The following is an 18,952-nucleotide window of genomic DNA, read 5'->3' on the forward strand; positions in this document are numbered from 1 at the left end:
CGCCTTTAATACACAATCCTGCAGGACCCAGGACCCAGGACCCAGGACCCAGGACCCAGGACCCAGGACCCAGGACCCAGGACCCAGGACCCAGGACCCAGGACCCAGGACCCAGGACCCAGGACCCAGGACCCAGGACCCAGGACCCAGGACCCATTAGCTATTCACAATCGCCAGATACTCAGCCACACCTTCCGCAACCGTCTTAAACTCAATATCGCAACCAGCGGCGCGCAGTTTGGTTAAATCCGCTTGGGTATATTCTTGATACGCGCCTTTTAGGTGTTCTGGGAACGGAATGGTTTCAATCTCGCCTTTACCGTGGTGCTTAATAACCGCTTCAGCTACTACTTCAAAGCTTTCCGCATTACCGGTTCCGCAGTTGAAAATACCAGACACACCATTTTCCAAGAACCATAGGTTCACTTTCGCTACATCGCCCACGTAGATGAAATCACGAATAAACTGTTCGCTACCAGCAAACAATTTAGGGTTTTCACCGGCATTCATTTGGTTGTTTAGATGGAACGCCACCGACGCCATGCTGCCTTTGTGCTGTTCACGCGGGCCGTAAACATTGAAGTAACGGAAACCCGTAATTTGCGACAGTGTTTCATCGTGTGCTTCAGCATCTGCGGTTAAGCGACGAACGTAGTTATCAAATTGCTGCTTTGAATAGCCGTAAACGTTTAATGCGCCTTCGTATTCACGCTCTTCTTTAAAGACGGTTGTCTCGCCGTAAGTCGCGGCAGAAGAGGCATACAAGAACGGGATTTCACGCTCTAAACAGAAGTGAAGTAGCTCTTTTGAGTACTCGTAGTTGTTGAGCATGACATATTTGCCATCCCACTCAGTTGTTGCAGAACAAGCACCTTCATGGAATACCGCTTCGATAGGACCAAAGTCATCACCTGCCATGACCTGAGTCAGGAAGTCATCACGATCCATGTAATCGGTAATATCTAGATCAACTAAGTTCTTAAACTTACGACCATTTTTAAGGTTGTCTACCACAAGGATGTCGTTTAAGCCTGCTGCGTTTAGCGCTTTGATAATGTTGCTGCCAATCATGCCAGCACCGCCAGTTACGATGATCATAAAACTCTTCCATTTGAATAGGATAATTAGTTTGAGTATATAAGATTTGAGGGGAAGGGGGAATAAGAGCGGGTGAAGAGCGGTCCTATGGTCCTGGGTCCTGGAGAAGAGTGGGCACGATATCGGTGTCAGAGTCGGCGAGACTCTGACACCAAAGCGACGGTGAATACATAGGGAAAGAGCGGATTAAAAGCGGTCCTGGGTCCTAGGCACTATATCGGTGTCAGAGTCGGCGAGACTCTGATACCAAAGCGACGGTGAATGCGCAGGGAAAGAACAGATTAAAAGCGGTCCTAGGTTCTAGGCACGATATCGGTGTCAGAGTCGGCGAGACTCTGACACCAAAGCGACGGTGAATGCGTAGGGAAAGAGCGGATTAAAAGCGGTCCTGGGTCCTAGACACGATATCGGTGTCAGAGTCGGCGAGACTCTGATACCAAAGCGACGGTGAATATGTAGGGGGAAGAGAGGATTAAAAGCGGTCTTGGGTCCTAGGTACGATATCGGTGTCAGAGTCGGCGAGACTCTGATACCAAAGCGACGGTGAATATGTAGGGAAAGAACGGATTAAAAGCGGTCTTGGGTCCTAGGCACGATATCAGTGTCAGAGTCGGGAAGAGTTTGTCTATGGAAGTGTTTTAGATCTTTTGCTTATGTTTTTTTATTGTATTGCTTTGTCATGTAGTGACTTTGGTTCTATTTTCGCCACAAATTACGTATTCCCCCTCTAGGTCCCAGGGCCGCTTTTATTCCGCTCTTACACCGCTCTTCCCCCCTTTGTCAGCAAATTGTAAAAAAATACTCATTTACAACGCTTTATACTTTCTACTAACATAACAATTCAGAGTGCTCAACTGAGTGCACTGAATTATCGATAATTTAGTAAAGGAATATAATCATGAAAAAAATCGCATTAGTTATGGCGATTGCAGCGGGTATGGCTAGCCCAGCGTTTGCGGAAGCAGAAGCAGGTGCTGGTGCAGCGGGTGCTGGTGCTGGCGCTGGTGCTGGTGTTGGCGCGGCAACAACCGGTGCTATCGCTGTAGGCGCTGCTGCGGCAGTGACAGTAGTTGCAGCTGCATCTTCAGATGACAGCACGGCAACAACAGTTACCGCTCCAGCTAACTAAGCTGTTGCAGTAATAAATAAGCTCCTCTTGCATGTTGTATCGTAAGGGGGGTTTAAAAGCGGCCCTATGGTAGAAGAGATAGAGCGGCCCTATGGCCCTGTGGGAATGCACGATAAGTTGTAATTTTTAGTTGTTAAGTGTTTGACTTGTAGTGGTGTATGCCTTTTTGTTAACCACAGAACCACAGAACCACAGAACCACAGAACCACAGAACCACAGAACCACAGAACCACAGAACCACAGAACCACAGAACCACAGAACCACAGAACCACAGAACCCATTTATTCCCTTCACAAGGACGTTAGTGTGAATTTTAAGCCGTACCTACTCGCGTGTGCTGTACTTTTCCTTACCGCTTGTTCACAACGCTTTCAAGACGTGAATGCCACTATGGCCGAAGCTTTATTTGGTGCTGATGATGCCGCCCTCACCGCCGAAAACATCAGAAAGCTTCCTTATGCCAGCGCTTATGTTCGAATTAATGAAGGACCACAGATTTTCATGGTATTAGCGTTTGCCGAACCTAATACTCAAAACGGTATCATGCAGTACAAATGGATTTCTTCAGATCGCGCCGTAATCATCACCGAATCCGGCCGCATAGTAAAAACGATTGGTCTGTATGGCGACAACTTAGCCAGCATCAGCCGCCAGCAACAAACCGACACCTCTTGGCAGGTCACGTACGACTGGATGCCGAAATACCGCTATGGCTACAAGGGTATTGCATTGCAAACAAATCGAGGCAGTGAAACGGTTACCACAGATTTAAGCACTTACAACACCCAAAAGCTCACAGAAACCGTCACGTTTGACGCCATCGACGGCAAACTAGTGAATACCTATTGGAAAGATATAAAAACCAATAATGTTATAAAAAGCATTGAACAGCTAGGGCCAGAAATGACCACGGTTGAAATGACCTTGTTGAAAGTGCCGACGATATAAGAGCGGGTTAAGAGCGGTCCTATGGTTCTATGGCCCTAGGGAGGAGCGATTTCTAGCTTTTGGGTGGCTCTTATCGCAAATATAGAATAAATGGCTTGTTTTTGGTTGACAAAAACGGCTTTAAAAACATGATTTTACAGGACCACAGGACCACAGGACCACAGGACCACAGGACCACAGGACCACAGGACCACAGGACCACAGGACCACAGGACCACAGGACCACAGGACCACAGGACCACAGGACCACAGGACCACAGGACCACGGGACCACGGGACCACGGGACCACGGGACCACAGGACCAAATAATAAACTCTCAAGGATCCCCCATGCTTCAAGGATGTAAAAAACTCCTCACCGCTAGTGCCTTACTTCTCCTAGCTTTTCCTTCTATCGCGACGGATCTGTCTGCTGGTTTGTCGGTATCGTTACCGCAGCAAAGCCTTCGTCTGGACTACAATCAACCGACGCGCCTAGAGCAAGTGTTGAAAGACACGCGCAAACAAGCCAGTAATCAACAACATCAACTCGAGTCATTACAAGCGCAGTTGTTTGATGTGAACAAACAGCCGCAAATTGAATCCCAAAAGCGCGAAGTGCTGGCTCAGTTACAACAGTTGAATTTAGAAGAACCAACAATTGGTGCCGATAAGCTGATCGCGCAAATTAACGCTGCAGAATTTAAGTACCGTGAATTTACGTCACTCGACTACGACGTGGTGCAATCACAGCTAAAACGTAACCCATTGCTAGATGGGCAGTACCAACTGAACATGGCAACAAGAGACCCGCACCTCTATTTCTTCGGCGCGGTGAAACAAGTAGAACAACCATTGCACCGTTCGCAGTGGTTTTTGGCGGACTACTTTAAAGTACTTGGTCAGTTAAGGCTCGACAGCGCCAGTACCAGCCTAGCGTTAGTCATCCAGCCAGACGGCCATATTAATACTGCTCACTATGGCAATTGGAATCTCAAGCCGCATTTTATTGCGCCGGGCGCGACGGTATTTGTACCGTTTGACTCACTGCCTTCTCAATACGCTTCACTCAACCAAGAAATAGCGCAACTGCTTCGTCATAAGGTAATGAATAATAATGAATAATAAAGCCCCTTCCTTACTGGCCTTGGCTATATCATCGGCGCTAACGGGCAGTGTGTTGAGCAGCGCGGTATTCGCCGACCCTTTTGAGCCCGCAACCCTCACGCCATCGCAATCAGATTTTGGTGGGGTAGGCTTAATGCAAATGCCCACAGGGCGGATGGCGCGTGAAGGGGAATTCAGTATTAACGGGGACTGGAACTCGCAATACCATAAATACAACATCAGCATGCAGGTCATGCCTTGGTTAGAAACCACGGTGCGCTATACCTTGGTGCAGGATCTATTTTACAGCTCAGATCCGAGTTTTAGTGGTGACACAAAATACACCGACAAAGGCATCGATTTTAAAATTCGCCTGTGGCAAGAGGGCGATTATCTGCCGGAAACCTCGGTTGGTTTTCGTGACTTTGGGGGGACCGGGCTCTTTGATGGCGAGTTTGTCGCCGCCACGAAACGCTACGGCAGCCTAGATATTACCTTAGGGATGGGCTGGGGGTACCTCGGTACCAGAAATAACATTGCCAACCCGTTTTGTAAGATCAGTGATGAATTTTGTAATCGCCCGTCGGATCTAAAAGGGAAAGGCGGCATGGTGGATTATGAGCGCTGGTTTAAAGGTCCTGCAGCATTGTTTGGTGGTGTAGAATACCAAACCCCATGGCAACCTCTACGCTTAAAGTTAGAGTATGACAGCAACGACTACTCGCAAGATTTCCCGGTGCAGCGAGCTGGCGTGAATATGACTCCCGCTACGCCGTGGAACGTTGGGGCATTGTATCGCTTGGGCGACTGGGGCGACGCTCGAGTTAGCTATCAGCGCGGTAACTCGCTAGCGCTTGGCTTTACCCTTCGCACCAACTTCAACGACATGAAAGCCGTGTGGTTAGATGAGCCAGCAGTACAACCCAGACCCACAGATGCTGCAAAAAGCGTAGAAGACGTGGATTGGCAAAAAGTGGCGGACCAGCTAGCCAGTAACGCCGGTTATAAAGATGCAACCATTGAAGTGGATGGCGATAAAGCCATTATTACCGCCAGCCAAAGTAAATACCGAGACAGAGCCGAAGCGCAAGAACGCGCCGCCGCGATTCTAAGTAATGCATTGCCAAGCAGTGTAGAGCGTTATGATATTGTCGAAACCGCAGAAAACATCCCAGTGATGTCCACGACTATTGATGCGAAAACCTACCAAACCATCGCCATTAATCAAAGTATTGATAAAAGCTTTAGTGACGCCGCCACAGGGCGAGAAGAAATTGATTTAAGCGACAGCACCAGCAAGAAAACCGTGTATGACGGCTTTGATGCCTTCGATTACCACGTGTCACCCACGTTGGCGCAATCTTTTGGTTCGGCGGAGAACTTCTACCTGTTTGAAATTGGTGTGGATGTAGGCGCGGAGTACTGGTTAACTCGCAATATTAACGTGTCTGGTGGCATTCACTTTAATGTGGTGGATAACTACGACAGCTTTAACTACGAAGTGCCACCGGATGGCACCGATGTACCACGAGTTCGAACCCTATTCCGCTCGTACGTCACAGATAACCCAGTGCGCATGAATAATTTGCAGTTAACCTGGCTAGATGAACTCGGCAGCGGCTTTTACAGTCAAGCCTATGGTGGCTACTTAGAAAGTATGTTTGCGGGTGCGGGTGGCGAGGTGTTATATCGCCCACTGAATCAAAACTGGGCCATTGGCGCGGATGTTAACCTTATTTCGCAGCGAGATCCCAATAGCTGGTTTGGCGTGTTCACCGAAGAGCAGCAATACAGCGAACGCGATGGCCGCTACTACAAAGTACTGCCGCAAGGCACAACAGGCTTCTTAACCGGTTACTACATGCCGCAATGGCAATTTATTGATAACACCTTACTAAAAGTGGGCGTGGGTAAATTCCTCGCTGGTGACTTAGGTACACGCGTAGATTTCTCTAAGCAGTTTGATAGCGGCGTGATCGCTGGCGCCTATGCTAGCTTCACCAATATGAGCGCCGAAGATTTTGGCGAAGGCAGCTTCACCAAAGGATTTTATGTCTCGATCCCCTTCGATATCATGACAGTCAAACCAAGCGCCAACCGCGCCAACATCTCATGGCAGCCCATCACGCGTGATGGCGGCCAGATGCTAAGCCGTAAATACCAGTTGTTCAATCTAACCGACGCGCGTTCGCCGTGGTTGCAAAGACCGAATGGGGTAATAGAGCGGGAATAGAGCGGGTTAAGAGCGGTCCTAGGTCCTGGGCACGGTACCGGTGTCAGAGTCGGCGAGACTCTGATACCAAGCGACAGTGAATGCGCAGAGAAGAACAGATTAACCTCCCCCTGATTCCAATACACCATACCAGCACCCACCATACCCGGTGTCAGAGTCGGCGAGACTCTGACACCAAAGCGACAGTGCATGCGCAGAGAAGAACGAATTAAAAGCCCCCTGATTCCAATACACCATACCAGCGCCCACCATACCCGGTGTCAGAGTCGGCGAGACTCTGACACCAAAGCGACAGTGAATGCGCAGAGAACAACAGATTAAACCCCCCTGATTCCAATACACCATACCAGCACCCACCATACCCGGTGTCAGAGTCGGCGAGACTCTGATACCAAAGCGACGGTGATGCGCAGAGAAGAACGAATTTAAAGCGTCCCCGGTTTCTGGGGAAAGCAGGTTTTATGCTTAAATGTAAGCAATTATTCAGGGCTGACTGGGCTTTTATTTGGGTGGTGTTTCTTAGTGGTAGTAGGTATTTTTTGGGTGAATGTTATTCGCGCGGGTAAAGTCAGTGCAGTGTCAAAGTGTGATATTGATCCCTTTTCGTGCTAAAAATGTACTACCAATGTAATATCAATTCAGAAATAATAACCGGGCACTTAGAGAACACTAGAGCCGAAAAGGCCAGACTCGAGCGCAATTAATTTGGTTAACTTCTAGATGATGGGATGGCTTATTAACCCCTAGAAGTTAAAATCTAACACGTCAGTTAATCTACTCATTATCTTTCGCGTACTCAATAAAGTAACAGCCATTATCAACGCTGAACTATACTCGCCTTAAACAGTATTGCATACTTAATGGGGTTAGGCACTGTTTGATGCGGTTTTTAATGTCAAAAAATAGACAGAGATGCGATTTGAATGAGAGTAAAGGTCAGATATAAAAATGGTTTTTGTAAATTATTGCCCCGCTTGCGAGCAAGAAAAACGCTTGGTTAGACTCTCGCGTACCGCACTAGAAAAGCGCTTCTTCCGACGCCATGAAATAAAATGCCAGTGTGAATTATGTAAAACGGTTTTTTTTATTAACTTGGCGGATTAATGCGCCTATCGTAATTTTCACGTTATACAGTACTGTATGATGATAAATTAAAAAGTGCGATCTTGATCCAAGTTTGTGTCGAAATTTTACTTCTATTCGACATCCATTTATAAAACAATAGCTAGCCATATGGATATGACTCAAAGATAAGAATGCATTAAGCATCGGTGCGGAACAGTGACGTTCTCGATAGACAATACCGTTTTCTAAAACATATGAAAGCAGATTGTCGAGTGCCCTCTCCACACGTCAGTTAAAAACATCAATATCATCATCCAGTTTTAAACAAAAATTATAGATAAAACGCAATACGGTTATGTGTAAAACACCGAAGGGCGGTAGCGTTGTAAAATTGGTTATTACTAATTAGCCAGCGCTCGCGAAAAAGACACAGGAAGCTTTCTGTCGTAGTTGACAAAGATCGCTTAAAAAACACAATTCTGTAGGACCAAGGACCAAGGACCAAGGACCAAGGACCAAGGACCAAGGACCAAGGACCAAGGACCAAGGACCAAGGACCAAGGACCAAGGACCAAGGATTTCCTAACCCTCTTACAATTGCCTACAAAAATGAAAGCGCCATAAACTGCCTGCTTTTTAGAATTTGAAAGAACAAAAAAGAAAAGTAACCAGCAACAAAAAGATATCATGCTGTAAACGGTGTGTTGTGGATGTAAATAAGGTAAGACCTATAGGTTAAGACGATAGGCAATCAGTGACTTATTGATTGTAATGGCGTTTTCAATGTGGATAATACGGGCTCATGTGAAAGTGCGCCCGCGCGCGCCATTCTAAAACATATAAAAATGATAAAAATCGATAGTTTCTTTAATGAAGTAGCGATTTATACGCTTTTTACAGCGAGTAAGTACATGACACATTGGCGTCATGATTATGACTTACATTAACAGGACAGCACTGTGCTCGTTACCGTAAGTGGTGAACGTAAACAGTGACACAATGAGAACGGATGCATAATAGGGTTATATGCTTAACACCAACGGGCGGTAGCGTCTTTGAAAGCACAATGATCTCCTGACCAACAGGATGACTTTCTGCCCAAAACGGTAAGCAAATATCACGTAGCCCTTGATTCTACACACCATCCCCAGAACAATAGACCCCAAAGGACAATATTTCCAGGAATCAAGAGCTTTTGCTCATATCCCAGGAACTAGGAACCTCATCCCAGGAACGAATTACGCCACATGAATAACGTTAAAAAACTCACCATCACGGCACTTTTCCCGTTGCTACTTGCTGGCTGCACCTTACCAGGCGGCCACATTTCAACGAGCGACAAAAACGTCATTCAAGCCGAGGGCGAAACCACCGATTTATCTGAGTTAGTGAATGTTTACCCACTCACGCCAGAGCGCGTGGCGTCATTTAAAATTCCGGAGCCTGTTGCCCAATCAAACCCAGAGCTTGATTTAGAAATTGCTAAATACCAGTACCGTGTAGGTCCTGGTGATATTTTGAACGTGACTATTTGGGATCATCCTGAGTTGACTATTCCGGCAGGCTCCTATCGTAGTTCTTCTGAAGCTGGTAACTGGGTTAATGCAGACGGAACAATTTTTTATCCTTATATTGGTTTAATGCACGTTGAAGGTAAAACAGTGCGAGAAATTCGCATCGAAATGGCTAAGCGTTTAGAGCAGTTTATTGAAAGCCCACAAGTAGATGTCAACGTCGCAGCATTTCGTTCAAAGAAGGTGTATGTGACCGGGGAAGTTGATAAACCAGGTCAGCAGCCAGTGACAAATATCTCTATGACCGTATTAGATGCCATCAATTTGGCTGGTGGCCTAGAGTCAGATGCCGATTGGCGTAATGTTATGCTTACCAGAAATGGAATAGAAGAACATATTTCGCTATATGCATTGATGCAAAAAGGCGACCTAACTCAAAACCGCCTAATGCAGCCGGGCGACATCATCCATGTACCACGTAACGATGCACAAAAAATCTTTGTTATGGGTGAAGTGGGCGAACCACAAACACTCAAAATGGATCGCAACGGTATGAGCCTAACCGAAGCGCTAAGCACGGTAGGCGGTATTAATGAAGTGGCAGCAGCCGCAACGGGTATTTTCGTGATTCGTCCTACTAATGTTGATGAACAAGACAAAATTGCCAACATCTACCAGCTGAACATGCAAGACGCCACCGCATTGTTTCTAGGCACCGAATTCGAACTCCAGCCCTACGACGTAGTTTACGTCACCGCGACCCCACTCGCGCGCTGGAACCGCTTAATGACCCAACTACTGCCAACGCTAACAGGCATGAAGAATATAGCTGATACAGGCAACTCATACCGAGCGTGGGGGAATTAGGAACTAAGAGCGGGTGTTTAGGAGCGGACCTGTGGTGCTATGGCCCTATGGGAAGGGCATGTCGAGAGGTGTAAGTGCTTGACATGCTGTGCGCTTGGTTTTTGCTCGAACCACAGAACCACAGAACCACAGAACCACAGAACCGCTTTTAACCAGGACCGCTTTTAAAAATGTTTAACAAAATCTTAGTCGTCTGCGTAGGCAACATCTGCCGCTCCCCTATAGGCGAGCGCATGCTGGCGCAACTGTTACCCAACAAAACCGTGGCCTCCGCAGGCATCGCGAGCGCTAAAAGCGGCCTAGTCGGTAAACCCGCAGACAAAACCGCCATCCAAGTGGCCGCCGAGCACGGTGTAGACGTAGAAAACCACGCTTCACAGCAGCTAACAAGCGAGTTGTGCAAAGACTACGACTTAATCCTAGTCATGGAAAAAGGCCACCTAGAAGCCCTAACCAGTATCGCCCCAGAAGCACGCGGTAAAACCATGCTCTTCGGCCAATGGATAGGACAAAAAGATATCCCCGATCCCTACCGCCAAAGCCGCGAAGCGTTCGATTATGCGTATGAGTTGATAGAGCAGAGCGCGAAGGAATGGGTGAAGAAGTTATAGATAAGAGTGGTCCTAGGAAAAGATGGCCCTAGATCCTAGGTGGTGAAGGCTTCAAGTAAGTCGATAATGACCGTTATTGTGATTGTTTTTGATGGACAAAAATAACTTTAAAAACACAACCTGTAGGACCAAGGACCAGAAATGGATTTCGAACGTTTAGAAGTATGGAAGAAAAGTTCAAGGCTTTGTGTAGACATTTGCCGACAACTCGAGTCTTGTCGAAACTACGGATTAAAAGATCAGTTATGTCGAAGTTCACTATCTGTACCTTCTAATATTGCAGAAGGTGAAGAACGAGAGACGATAAAAGAATCGGCCCGTTTTCTTTACATAGCGAAAGGGTCATGTGGTGAAATGATCACACAACTCTATATTGCAGCAGAATTAAATTATATTGAAAAAGATAAAGCGAAGATGTTTATAAATGAAGCAAAACACATCTCAGCGATGTTAGCTAAGATGATTAAGATTCGTCGAGGTTCAGTAAAAGAAGAAGAACCAGACTATATCACTGAAATCAAATAGAACTTCCAAGGACCAAGGACCAAGGACCAAGGACCAAGGACCAAACTTTCAACGCTTTAATCGGAACCTATCCCCCAATGCAAAACCAAAATACACCGCAAATGTCTACCTCCTCCTCCGACGAAATCGATCTAGGTAAACTATTCGGCATCCTCCTAGACGCCAAATGGCTCATCATCGTCACCACCTTCGTATTCACCTGCTTCGGTATCGCGTTTGCGTTGCTATCCACGCCTATCTATAAAGCGGATGCGCTGATTCAGGTAGAACAAAAAAGCGGTGGTATGTCTTCATTGCTTAGTGACGGCTTAGGTGACATGTTTGCGCAAGAATCGTCTGCGACTACAGAAATTGAATTAATTAAGTCGCGCATGGTGTTAGGCCAAACGGTGGATAAACTTAACCTAACTACGGTAGCACAACCTAAGTATTTACCTAAAATTGGAAAAGGCCTTGCAAGATTAATGGGTGAGCAAGCGTATATTGATGTTGGCCGCTTAGATGTATCTGAACGTTGGCACTACTTGGATGATAAAACGTTATTACTGGTTCAAACCGATGACAACAACCAAGGCTTTGAACTGCGTGATGCGCAAGAGAACGTACTACTAACGGGTAAAGCCGGAGCATTAGCAGAAGGCAATGGCTACCGCGTGTTTGTCACTTACCTAGAAGGTAAGCAAGGGCAAGAGTATACGTTAGGTAAGCGTGCAAGAATTGACGCCATCGGCTCCCTGCAATCAGCTTTGGCAATTTCTGAGCGCGGCAAACAAACGGGTATACTGCAACTTTCTATGGAAGGCGAGCATAAGCCTATTATCGAGCGCATTGTTAACGACATAAGCCAAAACTACTTTTTGCAAAATGTGGCACGCCAGTCGGCAGAAGCTGAAAAAAGCTTAGAGTTTTTACAAGGCCATTTACCTGATATTAAAATTAGCTTAACGGCTGCGGAAGATACCCTTAATCAATTTCGCCAAGACAACGAGTCGATCGATTTAGGATTAGAAGCACAATCCACGCTAAAAGTGATGGTGGAGCTAGAGGCACAGCTTAATGAACTGACTTTCAAAGAAAGTGAAGTTAGCCAGCGTTTCACTAAAGATCACCCGGCCTACCGCTCGCTATTAGAAAAGCGTGAAACCTTGCTTGGTGAGCGAGAGCGCCTAAACAAACAGATTCAAAAATTGCCAAAAACGCAGCGTGAAGTATTACGTATGACGCGTGATGTAGAAGTAAATCAACAAATTTACGTGCAGCTGCTTAATAAAGTACAAGAGCTGCGCATTATGAAAGCGGGCACCGTGGGTAATGTACGCATTATCGATTCCGCACAATCACACACCAATGCAGTGAAACCAAAGAAATCAATGATTGTAGTACTAGCAACGCTACTTGGGGGTATGCTAAGTGTGGCGTTTGTATTAGTAAAAGCAGCGTTCCATAAAGGTGTGGAATCCCCAGACGAGATTGAAGCGATTGGCCTACCCGTGTATGCCAGCGTACCTAAGTCGGATATGCAGCTGCAACTCTCTCAACTTGCAAAGCGTCATAAAGGTAAAGATAAACTGTTGGCAGAAAGTAACCCTGCCGATTTATCCATTGAAGCACTACGTGGCCTGCGTACCAGTTTGCACTTTGCCATGATGGAAGCCAAAAATAACATTCTAATGATTTCTGGTCCAGCGCCAGGTATTGGTAAATCCTTCATCTCCACTAACTTCGCGGCAGTAGCTGCGAAAACTGGCCAAAAAGTGTTGCTGGTGGATGCGGATATGCGTAAGGGCTATTTGCAAAAGCAATTTAACTTAAAGTGGGATGACGGCTTGTCTGAACTGTTAAGTGGCAAGCTTACCACCGATCAAGTGGTAAAACCTACAGATATTGAAAACCTGCATGTCATTACCCGTGGTCAAGTACCGCCAAACCCATCAGAGCTGTTAATGCACCCGCGCTTTCAAGACTTTATTGAGTGGAGCTCTGAAAATTATGATCTCGTGATTATTGATACCCCACCAGTGCTTGCTGTCACCGACCCAAGTATTGTTGGCGCCTTAGCAGGCACAACCTTAATGGTGGCACGCTATGGCCAAAATACTCTGAAAGAGATTGAAGTCGCGCAAGGGCGCTTTGAACAATCGGGAATTGAAGTAAAAGGCGTGATCTTTAATGCGATAGAGAAGAAAGCGTCTAGTGGTTACGGGTACGGCTATTATAACTATGCGTATACGAGTGATGAAAAATAGGCGTAGCAGCCTATTTTCAAACACTACCTTCCCATGACATCGTCATCCTCGCGAAAGCGAGGATCTCCAAAAGCGTATGACTCACTAAAGTTTGCAGGGAAACCGCATGAAGGTCGTTGATATATAAGGGCTTCGGAGTGCTAAAGATTTGTTGTTAATGCCTCGTTAATCTCAGTTTTTAAATGTAATCACATGAAACTAAAGATCGTCTTGTAGATCATTTCCGTTGTTTTGTAATGGCTCCTAGATAATATAGGAGCCCAAATATGAGCGAGTTAACCAACCCATTTATGCACTTCCAAATCATTAAAGACTACCGACAAGAAAGCAAAGTTGAACACAAATTATCAGACATTATTTTGCTGACAATTTGTGGCGTTTTGTCGGGTCATGATGGCTGGGATGGTATTATCGATTTTGGCAATGCTCGCTTAGATTTCCTCAAACGATATGGTCATTTTGAAGCTGGTATTCCTTCTGCAGATACGCTGTCTCGTGTGATGGGTATGATTAGCCCGGTAGCGTTGCAAAGAAGCTTTATTGCCTGGATGAAGGACTGCCATACACTGACGGATGGTGAAGTTATTGCCATCGACGGTAAAACATTACGTGGCTCTTATGACCGCTTGAAGGGTAAAGGAACGATCCACATGGTGAATGCTTTTGCTACTGCAAACGGAATGAGTATCGGTCAGCAGAAGGTTGATAGTAAGAGTAATGAAATTACGGCGATCCCTAAGCTACTTGACTTGCTAGACGTAAAAGGCTGCTTGATTACTATTGATGCAATGGGGTGCCAAAAGAAAATAGCGCAGAGAATCCTCGATAAAGAAGCGGACTATTTATTAGCGGTCAAAGGCAATCAGGGAATGCTTGAGCAAGCCTTTGATGATTATTTTCGAATGGACATGCTTCAAGACTTCGACGGCAGTTCTTATAGTACTCAAGAAAAAAGTCACGGAAGAATGGAAACGAGAGTGGCTTTAGTGAATCGAGATTTGTCGGTCTTGGGTGACATTGAACATGAATGGCCTGAGTTGAAGTCCATGGGTATCGTCGCTTCAGTTCGCCAAGAAACGGCTGTAGCGACAGAGCAAGATGTAAGTATTCGCTACTACATATGTTCTAAAGAATTAGAAGCTAAAACGCTACTTGAGGCAACTCGTTCTCACTGGGGCGTAGAGGTGATGCACTGGTCCCTTGATACCGCATTTTGTGAGGATAACTCTCGTATTAGAGCGGACGATCGAGCAGAGGCTTTTGCAAGGATCAGGCAGATGTGTTTGAACCTATTAAAGAGTGAGACCACGTTTAAAGGTGGCATCAAACGTAAACGGATGAACTGTGCAATGGACGAAAACTACCTAAGTAAGGTTCTTGTAAGCCTTACGTAGCGGGGATCTTCATGCGGTTTCCGTGTTCTCAAGTTCTTGCAGGGCAAGGGACTTCGTAATCTTGCCCTGAGCGATGTGTGCGATGGATTCTGAGTACCTTTTGAAGATTCTGGCGAGCCTTTATTTACGGGGATGTTCATGATTCTTCCGTGCTAATAAACTAATAAACTAATAAACTAAAATGCCTGAAAATTTAAATAAAAAAGTAATATCTGGGGTTTTCTATAAAAGTCTTGAATTAATAGGAACTCAAGGGGTTCAACTAATAATATCTATCATACTGGCTCGACTACTTGCACCAAAAGATTTTGGAGTAATAGCACTAGTCACTGTATTTATTCAAATTTTTTCATGCTTAATAGTAGTTGGGTTGCCTTCTGCCTTAATTCAAAAACAAAATACAACTATTGAAGAAGAAAGCTCGGTTTTCTTTGTAAACATAATAATATCTATTTTTGTCTATATTATACTATATTCTACGGCACCTAATATAGCATACTACTACGACCAAAATTCATTGGTTAATATTATTCGTTGTTTGTCGATTATCATTGTTATTAATGCCGTAGGTCAAATTCATTTAACGTTGTTAACTAAAAGTATTAATTTCAAAGCGATTCTAAAAGTAAATACCATATCAATATTTATTTCAGGTGCTACTGGTGTTATTCTTGCGTATTTAGATTATGGAGTTTGGGCACTAATAAGCCAGCAAATTATTAATGCCACTATTAAATCACTATTACTATGGTTAGTTTGCCATTGGAAGCCTATTTTTGTCTTGAATTTATCTTCTATTAGAGAGTTATATGAGTTTGGGTTCAAACTAATGTTGAGCGGACTTATTGGTACTGTATTTAATAACCTATACACTTTATGTATAGGTAAGGTATACACACCAACAGATCTTGCTTTCTACAGTCGTAGTAAGCAACTACCTTGGGTTGTTTTAAATACATCCTCTAGTATAGTTTCATCGATCATGTTTCCATTGTTTTCAAAGATTAATAATGATATAGAAAAGATGAAATATACAGCAAGGAATATGCTTAAAATGATATATTTCTTTATCTGTCCTCTTTCAATAGGTCTAATTGTTGTCTCAGAACCGCTTGTTGAAATTTTATTAACGGAAAAGTGGTTACCTATAGTCCCATATATGCAATTAATGACATTTGTTTGCTTTTTCCTACCATTGCAAGGATTGAATCTTGAGTTAATTAAATCTCTCGGGAGATCAGATCTTTACCTAAAGATGGAAATTGTAAAAAAAACACTCCTTGTAATTGGACTTATATGTACATTCAAGCTTGGAGTGATATATATGATCTTCGCGCAGGTATTGCTAGGATTCGTTAATGCAATCATTGACTCACATTACGCAGGTAAATTGTCAAAATACAGTACAGTGGAACAGTTCATGGATATTATGCCAAGTTTATTAAGTTCATTAATTATGGGAGTGGTTTGTCTTCTTATGAACTCTCATTTGCCAGGTAGTCCACTGCCTAAAATAATAGTTTCTTGCGTTTTAGGATTGTCAGTATATATACTGCTATCAATCATAATAAGAAATGCCAGTTTCTTTAAAATTGTGAAATTTGTGAAAAATAGAACTATATAGATTTGGCGCATATTAATTCATTGCTTTGTAGTGAAAATGTTATAGTTCGTATGTTTATATCTACAATATTATTATTATCTATCAAATCGTGCCTATATATAACCCTAGAGTTAAATTATGAAAAAGAAACTATTGTTTATGCAACCTGAGTTCTGTATGGGAGGAGTTGAACGTGTTTTATTGACGCTTCTTAAAAATATAAACTTCAATAAGTATGATGTTACTGTTTTATTGCGAAATGAGGGAATATGGGATGAAGAAATTCCAAATGAAGTCAATGTTAGATATATATTCAAAAAGAGCCCAAGAAAACAAGGGAAGGTGATATCTAGACTCTACAAATATGGTTTAATGCTAATTCCTGGAGCTATGCTAAGCCGTTTGTTGAGGTTGAATGAATATGATGTTGTTATTTCTTTTCATGAGCCTATGATGTATTTCCTTAAAGGAGTTAAAGGAAAGAAAGTTGCATGGATTCACACGGACTTCGCTGTTGTTGATATGTTCCCTGAAATAAAAGAACTAAAAAATAAAGAAGGGATAATTGCAAGGTTTATTAGTTATACACGACTCAATATATTTCAACAATGTGACCAAATTGTTTGTGTAGCAAAGTCTGCTCGTAAAGGCCTTATCAATAAAACAAAAATCCCTCCAAGTAAAGTAGCATATAAATACAATTTAAATGATGAAACTAGAATTAGAGAATTATCATTAGAACGAGTACCGTTTATCGATGGTTCGGAGTTTAATATATGCAGTGTGGGTCGACTTGTTGAACAGAAAGCGTTTCATAGGCTAGTATACCTAGCAGAAAAGCTTATGGAAGATGGTCTCAAATTCAAAATATATGTTGTTGGTGATGGCCCGCAAGAGAGTAAATTAAATGAATTAATCAATAGAAAAGGTTTAAAGGAAACGATAAAATTAGTAGGTTATGATAGCAATCCATATAAGTATATAGCAAGCTGTGATTTGTTTGTATGCTCTTCTTTGTATGAGGCATTTTGCACAGCGACAACTGAGTCTATAATTTTGGGTACCCCACTAGTTACAACTGAATGTTCTGGGATGGAAGAGTTAATTGGAAATACCAAAGCAGGTCTAATCGTCGAAAATAGCGAAGATAGCTTGTATCGAGGAGTGAAATCGGTGCTTGTAGATGAAATTCTGTTGTCTGAGATGACCAAAGCTGCTAGAGATAGAGGTAAACAGTTTGAGACAAGTCGTTTGATTAGCGAGATTGAACGAGTTTTTGACTACTAGCGTATGGTCCAGAAAATGATACGGGGATAAGTGATGATTAGATCTAAGTCTGAACTAAAATCTATTTTATTTCAAGAAGGATGTAAATATATAAGCGCCAATCTTAAAAATAGGATTATTAGAAAGTTTACGAGTGAAATTTCTTATGAAATATTTAGGTTTCAATCAAGTCTTAGAAGGGCAGAGTATCATTCTAATAAAAACTCCATATATCACAAGGTTGCGTATATCTTATCAAGAAGGAAGTATAATAGGTTAGGTAGGCGACTTAATATAGAGATTTACGATGGTTGCTTTAAGCCAGGTTTAAAAATATATCATTCTAGTGGTATTGTCGTTCACGGCAAAGCAATAATAGGTAGTGGTTGTAATCTACATGGAAATAATTGTATTGGTAACAATGGAATAGATGACAAAGTCCCAGTTTTAGGAGACAATGTTACTCTTGGTGTAGGTGCAAAAATAATTGGTAATGTTACTATCGCAAATAATACAACTATAGGCGCCAATTCTGTGGTTATAAGGTCGATCTTGGAGGAAGGGACTATAGTTGCAGGTGCTCCTGCTAGGAAAATAGGCTGAGATTGAGATTGAGATTGTCAAAAACTTGTATTCAAGCCAGCGATCTAAACAGATAGGTAAATAATGTCCTTTAGTCAAAGAGGGGCCAATTTTACAAGCACTTTTCTTGACTCTGTATCTTGTTACTGTAGTTTTTGTATGATGAAATATTATTGTGCAATGGATTTGCAAGGCTCAGGCAGGTATGTTCAAACTATTAGAGAGTAAATCGCTTTTAAAGGTGGCATTAAGCTTGAGCGGACGAGATCCACTAGAGACGAGACTATCTAATTACAGTTTTTTGTCATCATTCTACAAATAGAGCGATTAGCGTAACCTCGATGTTTAGGTTTAAATGTCATGTTTTTATAAGTGTAGAGATATAGTTTAACTGAAGGCGAAAAAATTGAACATTATTAAATACAATAGCTTTTTGATCGCTATTTTCATTTTTAATTCATTGGTATCGTTGATTTTTAAGATCTTCCCTCTACCTAACTTACCCGTAAGTGTTATATTTGCTGTATTATCATTACCTGTCTTACTAAATGGACTTAGATTTAGTCCTGTTCTACTAATAGTACCATTGTTTCTAGTAGTTTGGGTTTCTTTTAATATACTCATAACAGATTCTGAAATGGAAACTATAACGTATACTTTGGCTCTGATAATCCCTTTCGGATTTGTCACGTCAATAGTATCAGCCATACCTATCTGTAAACAAACGCTATTAAATTATCTTAAAAGCTTTTCACTACTTAACTTTATGCTACTTGCATATATG

At 43.3% G+C, this 18,952-nt stretch carries 15 protein-coding genes; 12 read left to right on the top strand and 3 right to left on the bottom strand.

What is annotated here, in order from left to right; genetic code table 11:
* Positions 1-156: 156 nt before the first annotated feature.
* Positions 157-1,098: an ADP-glyceromanno-heptose 6-epimerase gene (gene rfaD / locus M9196_RS11995; RefSeq protein WP_250617776.1), complete on the bottom strand. Its 942-nt coding sequence runs from the start codon at positions 1,096-1,098 to the stop codon at positions 157-159.
* Between the two features lie 898 nt (positions 1,099-1,996).
* Here rfaD and M9196_RS12000 point away from each other — a divergent pair.
* The 4 genes from M9196_RS12000 to M9196_RS12015 all read left to right on the top strand — a co-directional run bounded on the left by M9196_RS12000 (position 1,997) and on the right by M9196_RS12015 (position 6,495).
* A complete protein-coding gene (locus M9196_RS12000) occupies positions 1,997-2,227 on the top strand; it encodes a hypothetical protein (RefSeq protein WP_250617777.1) in 231 nt (76 codons plus the stop codon).
* A 307-nt stretch (positions 2,228-2,534) separates the two neighbouring features.
* The gene (locus M9196_RS12005; RefSeq protein ID WP_250617778.1) at positions 2,535-3,176 is read left to right on the top strand and encodes a YjbF family lipoprotein; all 642 of its coding nucleotides are present in this window, start codon (positions 2,535-2,537) and stop codon (positions 3,174-3,176) included.
* A 330-nt stretch (positions 3,177-3,506) separates the two neighbouring features.
* Entirely contained in the window at positions 3,507-4,280 is a 774-nt protein-coding gene (locus M9196_RS12010) for a capsule biosynthesis GfcC family protein (protein WP_250617779.1), read from the top strand.
* Positions 4,273-6,495 (top strand): YjbH domain-containing protein, encoded by a 2,223-nt coding sequence (locus tag M9196_RS12015; RefSeq protein ID WP_250617780.1) that lies wholly within the window; start codon positions 4,273-4,275, stop codon positions 6,493-6,495. Before M9196_RS12010 ends, M9196_RS12015 begins: the two co-directional genes overlap by 8 nt.
* 99 nt (positions 6,496-6,594) lie before the next feature.
* Here M9196_RS12015 and M9196_RS12020 read toward each other — a convergent pair whose 3' ends face one another.
* Positions 6,595-6,840 carry a hypothetical protein gene (locus M9196_RS12020; RefSeq protein ID WP_250617781.1) on the bottom strand — a complete coding sequence of 82 codons (246 nt, stop codon included), beginning with the start codon at positions 6,838-6,840 and terminating at the stop codon, positions 6,595-6,597.
* 1,967 nt (positions 6,841-8,807) lie between these two features.
* On the opposite strand from M9196_RS12020, the gene M9196_RS12025 reads away from it, so the two are divergent.
* From M9196_RS12025 to M9196_RS12060, 8 genes are all read left to right on the top strand, one after another.
* On the top strand, positions 8,808-9,941 hold the full coding sequence (locus tag M9196_RS12025) for a polysaccharide export protein (RefSeq protein WP_250617782.1): 1,134 nt from the start codon (positions 8,808-8,810) through the stop codon (positions 9,939-9,941).
* Between the two features lie 170 nt (positions 9,942-10,111).
* Entirely contained in the window at positions 10,112-10,552 is a 441-nt protein-coding gene (locus M9196_RS12030) for an arsenate reductase/protein-tyrosine-phosphatase family protein (RefSeq protein ID WP_250617783.1), read from the top strand.
* A gap of 141 nt (positions 10,553-10,693) precedes the next feature.
* Complete coding sequence (locus M9196_RS12035) at positions 10,694-11,077, top strand: four helix bundle protein (RefSeq protein ID WP_102471249.1); 384 nt, start codon at positions 10,694-10,696, stop codon at positions 11,075-11,077.
* A gap of 77 nt (positions 11,078-11,154) precedes the next feature.
* On the top strand, positions 11,155-13,323 hold the full coding sequence (locus tag M9196_RS12040) for a polysaccharide biosynthesis tyrosine autokinase (RefSeq protein WP_250617784.1): 2,169 nt from the start codon (positions 11,155-11,157) through the stop codon (positions 13,321-13,323).
* A gap of 266 nt (positions 13,324-13,589) precedes the next feature.
* A complete protein-coding gene (locus M9196_RS12045) occupies positions 13,590-14,717 on the top strand; it encodes an ISAs1 family transposase (RefSeq protein WP_250617785.1) in 1,128 nt (375 codons plus the stop codon).
* Between the two features lie 181 nt (positions 14,718-14,898).
* Positions 14,899-16,341: a lipopolysaccharide biosynthesis protein gene (locus tag M9196_RS12050; RefSeq protein WP_250617786.1), complete on the top strand. Its 1,443-nt coding sequence runs from the start codon at positions 14,899-14,901 to the stop codon at positions 16,339-16,341.
* Between the two features lie 117 nt (positions 16,342-16,458).
* Positions 16,459-17,607: a glycosyltransferase gene (locus M9196_RS12055; RefSeq protein WP_250617787.1), complete on the top strand. Its 1,149-nt coding sequence runs from the start codon at positions 16,459-16,461 to the stop codon at positions 17,605-17,607.
* Positions 17,608-17,640: 33 nt separating this feature from the next.
* Positions 17,641-18,189 carry a serine O-acetyltransferase gene (locus M9196_RS12060; protein WP_250617788.1) on the top strand — a complete coding sequence of 183 codons (549 nt, stop codon included), beginning with the start codon at positions 17,641-17,643 and terminating at the stop codon, positions 18,187-18,189.
* A 366-nt stretch (positions 18,190-18,555) separates the two neighbouring features.
* Here the strand turns inward: M9196_RS12060 and M9196_RS12065 are convergent, their stop codons facing one another.
* Complete coding sequence (locus tag M9196_RS12065; protein ID WP_250617789.1) at positions 18,556-18,876, bottom strand: hypothetical protein; 321 nt, start codon at positions 18,874-18,876, stop codon at positions 18,556-18,558.
* Between the last annotated feature and the right edge of the window lie 76 nt (positions 18,877-18,952).

Source organism: Vibrio methylphosphonaticus, assembly GCF_023634655.1.
GTDB classification, from domain to species: domain Bacteria; phylum Pseudomonadota; class Gammaproteobacteria; order Enterobacterales; family Vibrionaceae; genus Vibrio; species Vibrio methylphosphonaticus.

Excerpts from the sequence above, each read along its gene's own strand:
- M9196_RS12035 (WP_102471249.1), top strand. The coding sequence starts at position 10,694 with ATGGATTTCGAACGTTTAGAAGTATGGAAGAAAAGTTCAAGGCTTTGT.
- M9196_RS12040 (WP_250617784.1), top strand. The coding sequence starts at position 11,155 with ATGCAAAACCAAAATACACCGCAAATGTCTACCTCCTCCTCCGACGAA.
- M9196_RS12010 (WP_250617779.1), top strand. The coding sequence starts at position 3,507 with ATGCTTCAAGGATGTAAAAAACTCCTCACCGCTAGTGCCTTACTTCTC.
- rfaD (WP_250617776.1), bottom strand. The coding sequence starts at position 1,098 with ATGATCATCGTAACTGGCGGTGCTGGCATGATTGGCAGCAACATTATC.
- M9196_RS12055 (WP_250617787.1), top strand. The coding sequence starts at position 16,459 with ATGAAAAAGAAACTATTGTTTATGCAACCTGAGTTCTGTATGGGAGGA.
- M9196_RS12065 (WP_250617789.1), bottom strand. The coding sequence starts at position 18,876 with ATGGCTGATACTATTGACGTGACAAATCCGAAAGGGATTATCAGAGCC.
- M9196_RS12045 (WP_250617785.1), top strand. The coding sequence starts at position 13,590 with ATGAGCGAGTTAACCAACCCATTTATGCACTTCCAAATCATTAAAGAC.
- M9196_RS12025 (WP_250617782.1), top strand. The coding sequence starts at position 8,808 with ATGAATAACGTTAAAAAACTCACCATCACGGCACTTTTCCCGTTGCTA.
- M9196_RS12060 (WP_250617788.1), top strand. The coding sequence starts at position 17,641 with ATGATTAGATCTAAGTCTGAACTAAAATCTATTTTATTTCAAGAAGGA.
- M9196_RS12015 (WP_250617780.1), top strand. The coding sequence starts at position 4,273 with ATGAATAATAAAGCCCCTTCCTTACTGGCCTTGGCTATATCATCGGCG.
- M9196_RS12000 (WP_250617777.1), top strand. The coding sequence starts at position 1,997 with ATGAAAAAAATCGCATTAGTTATGGCGATTGCAGCGGGTATGGCTAGC.
- M9196_RS12020 (WP_250617781.1), bottom strand. The coding sequence starts at position 6,840 with ATGGTGTATTGGAATCAGGGGGGTTTAATCTGTTGTTCTCTGCGCATT.
- M9196_RS12050 (WP_250617786.1), top strand. The coding sequence starts at position 14,899 with ATGCCTGAAAATTTAAATAAAAAAGTAATATCTGGGGTTTTCTATAAA.
- M9196_RS12030 (WP_250617783.1), top strand. The coding sequence starts at position 10,112 with ATGTTTAACAAAATCTTAGTCGTCTGCGTAGGCAACATCTGCCGCTCC.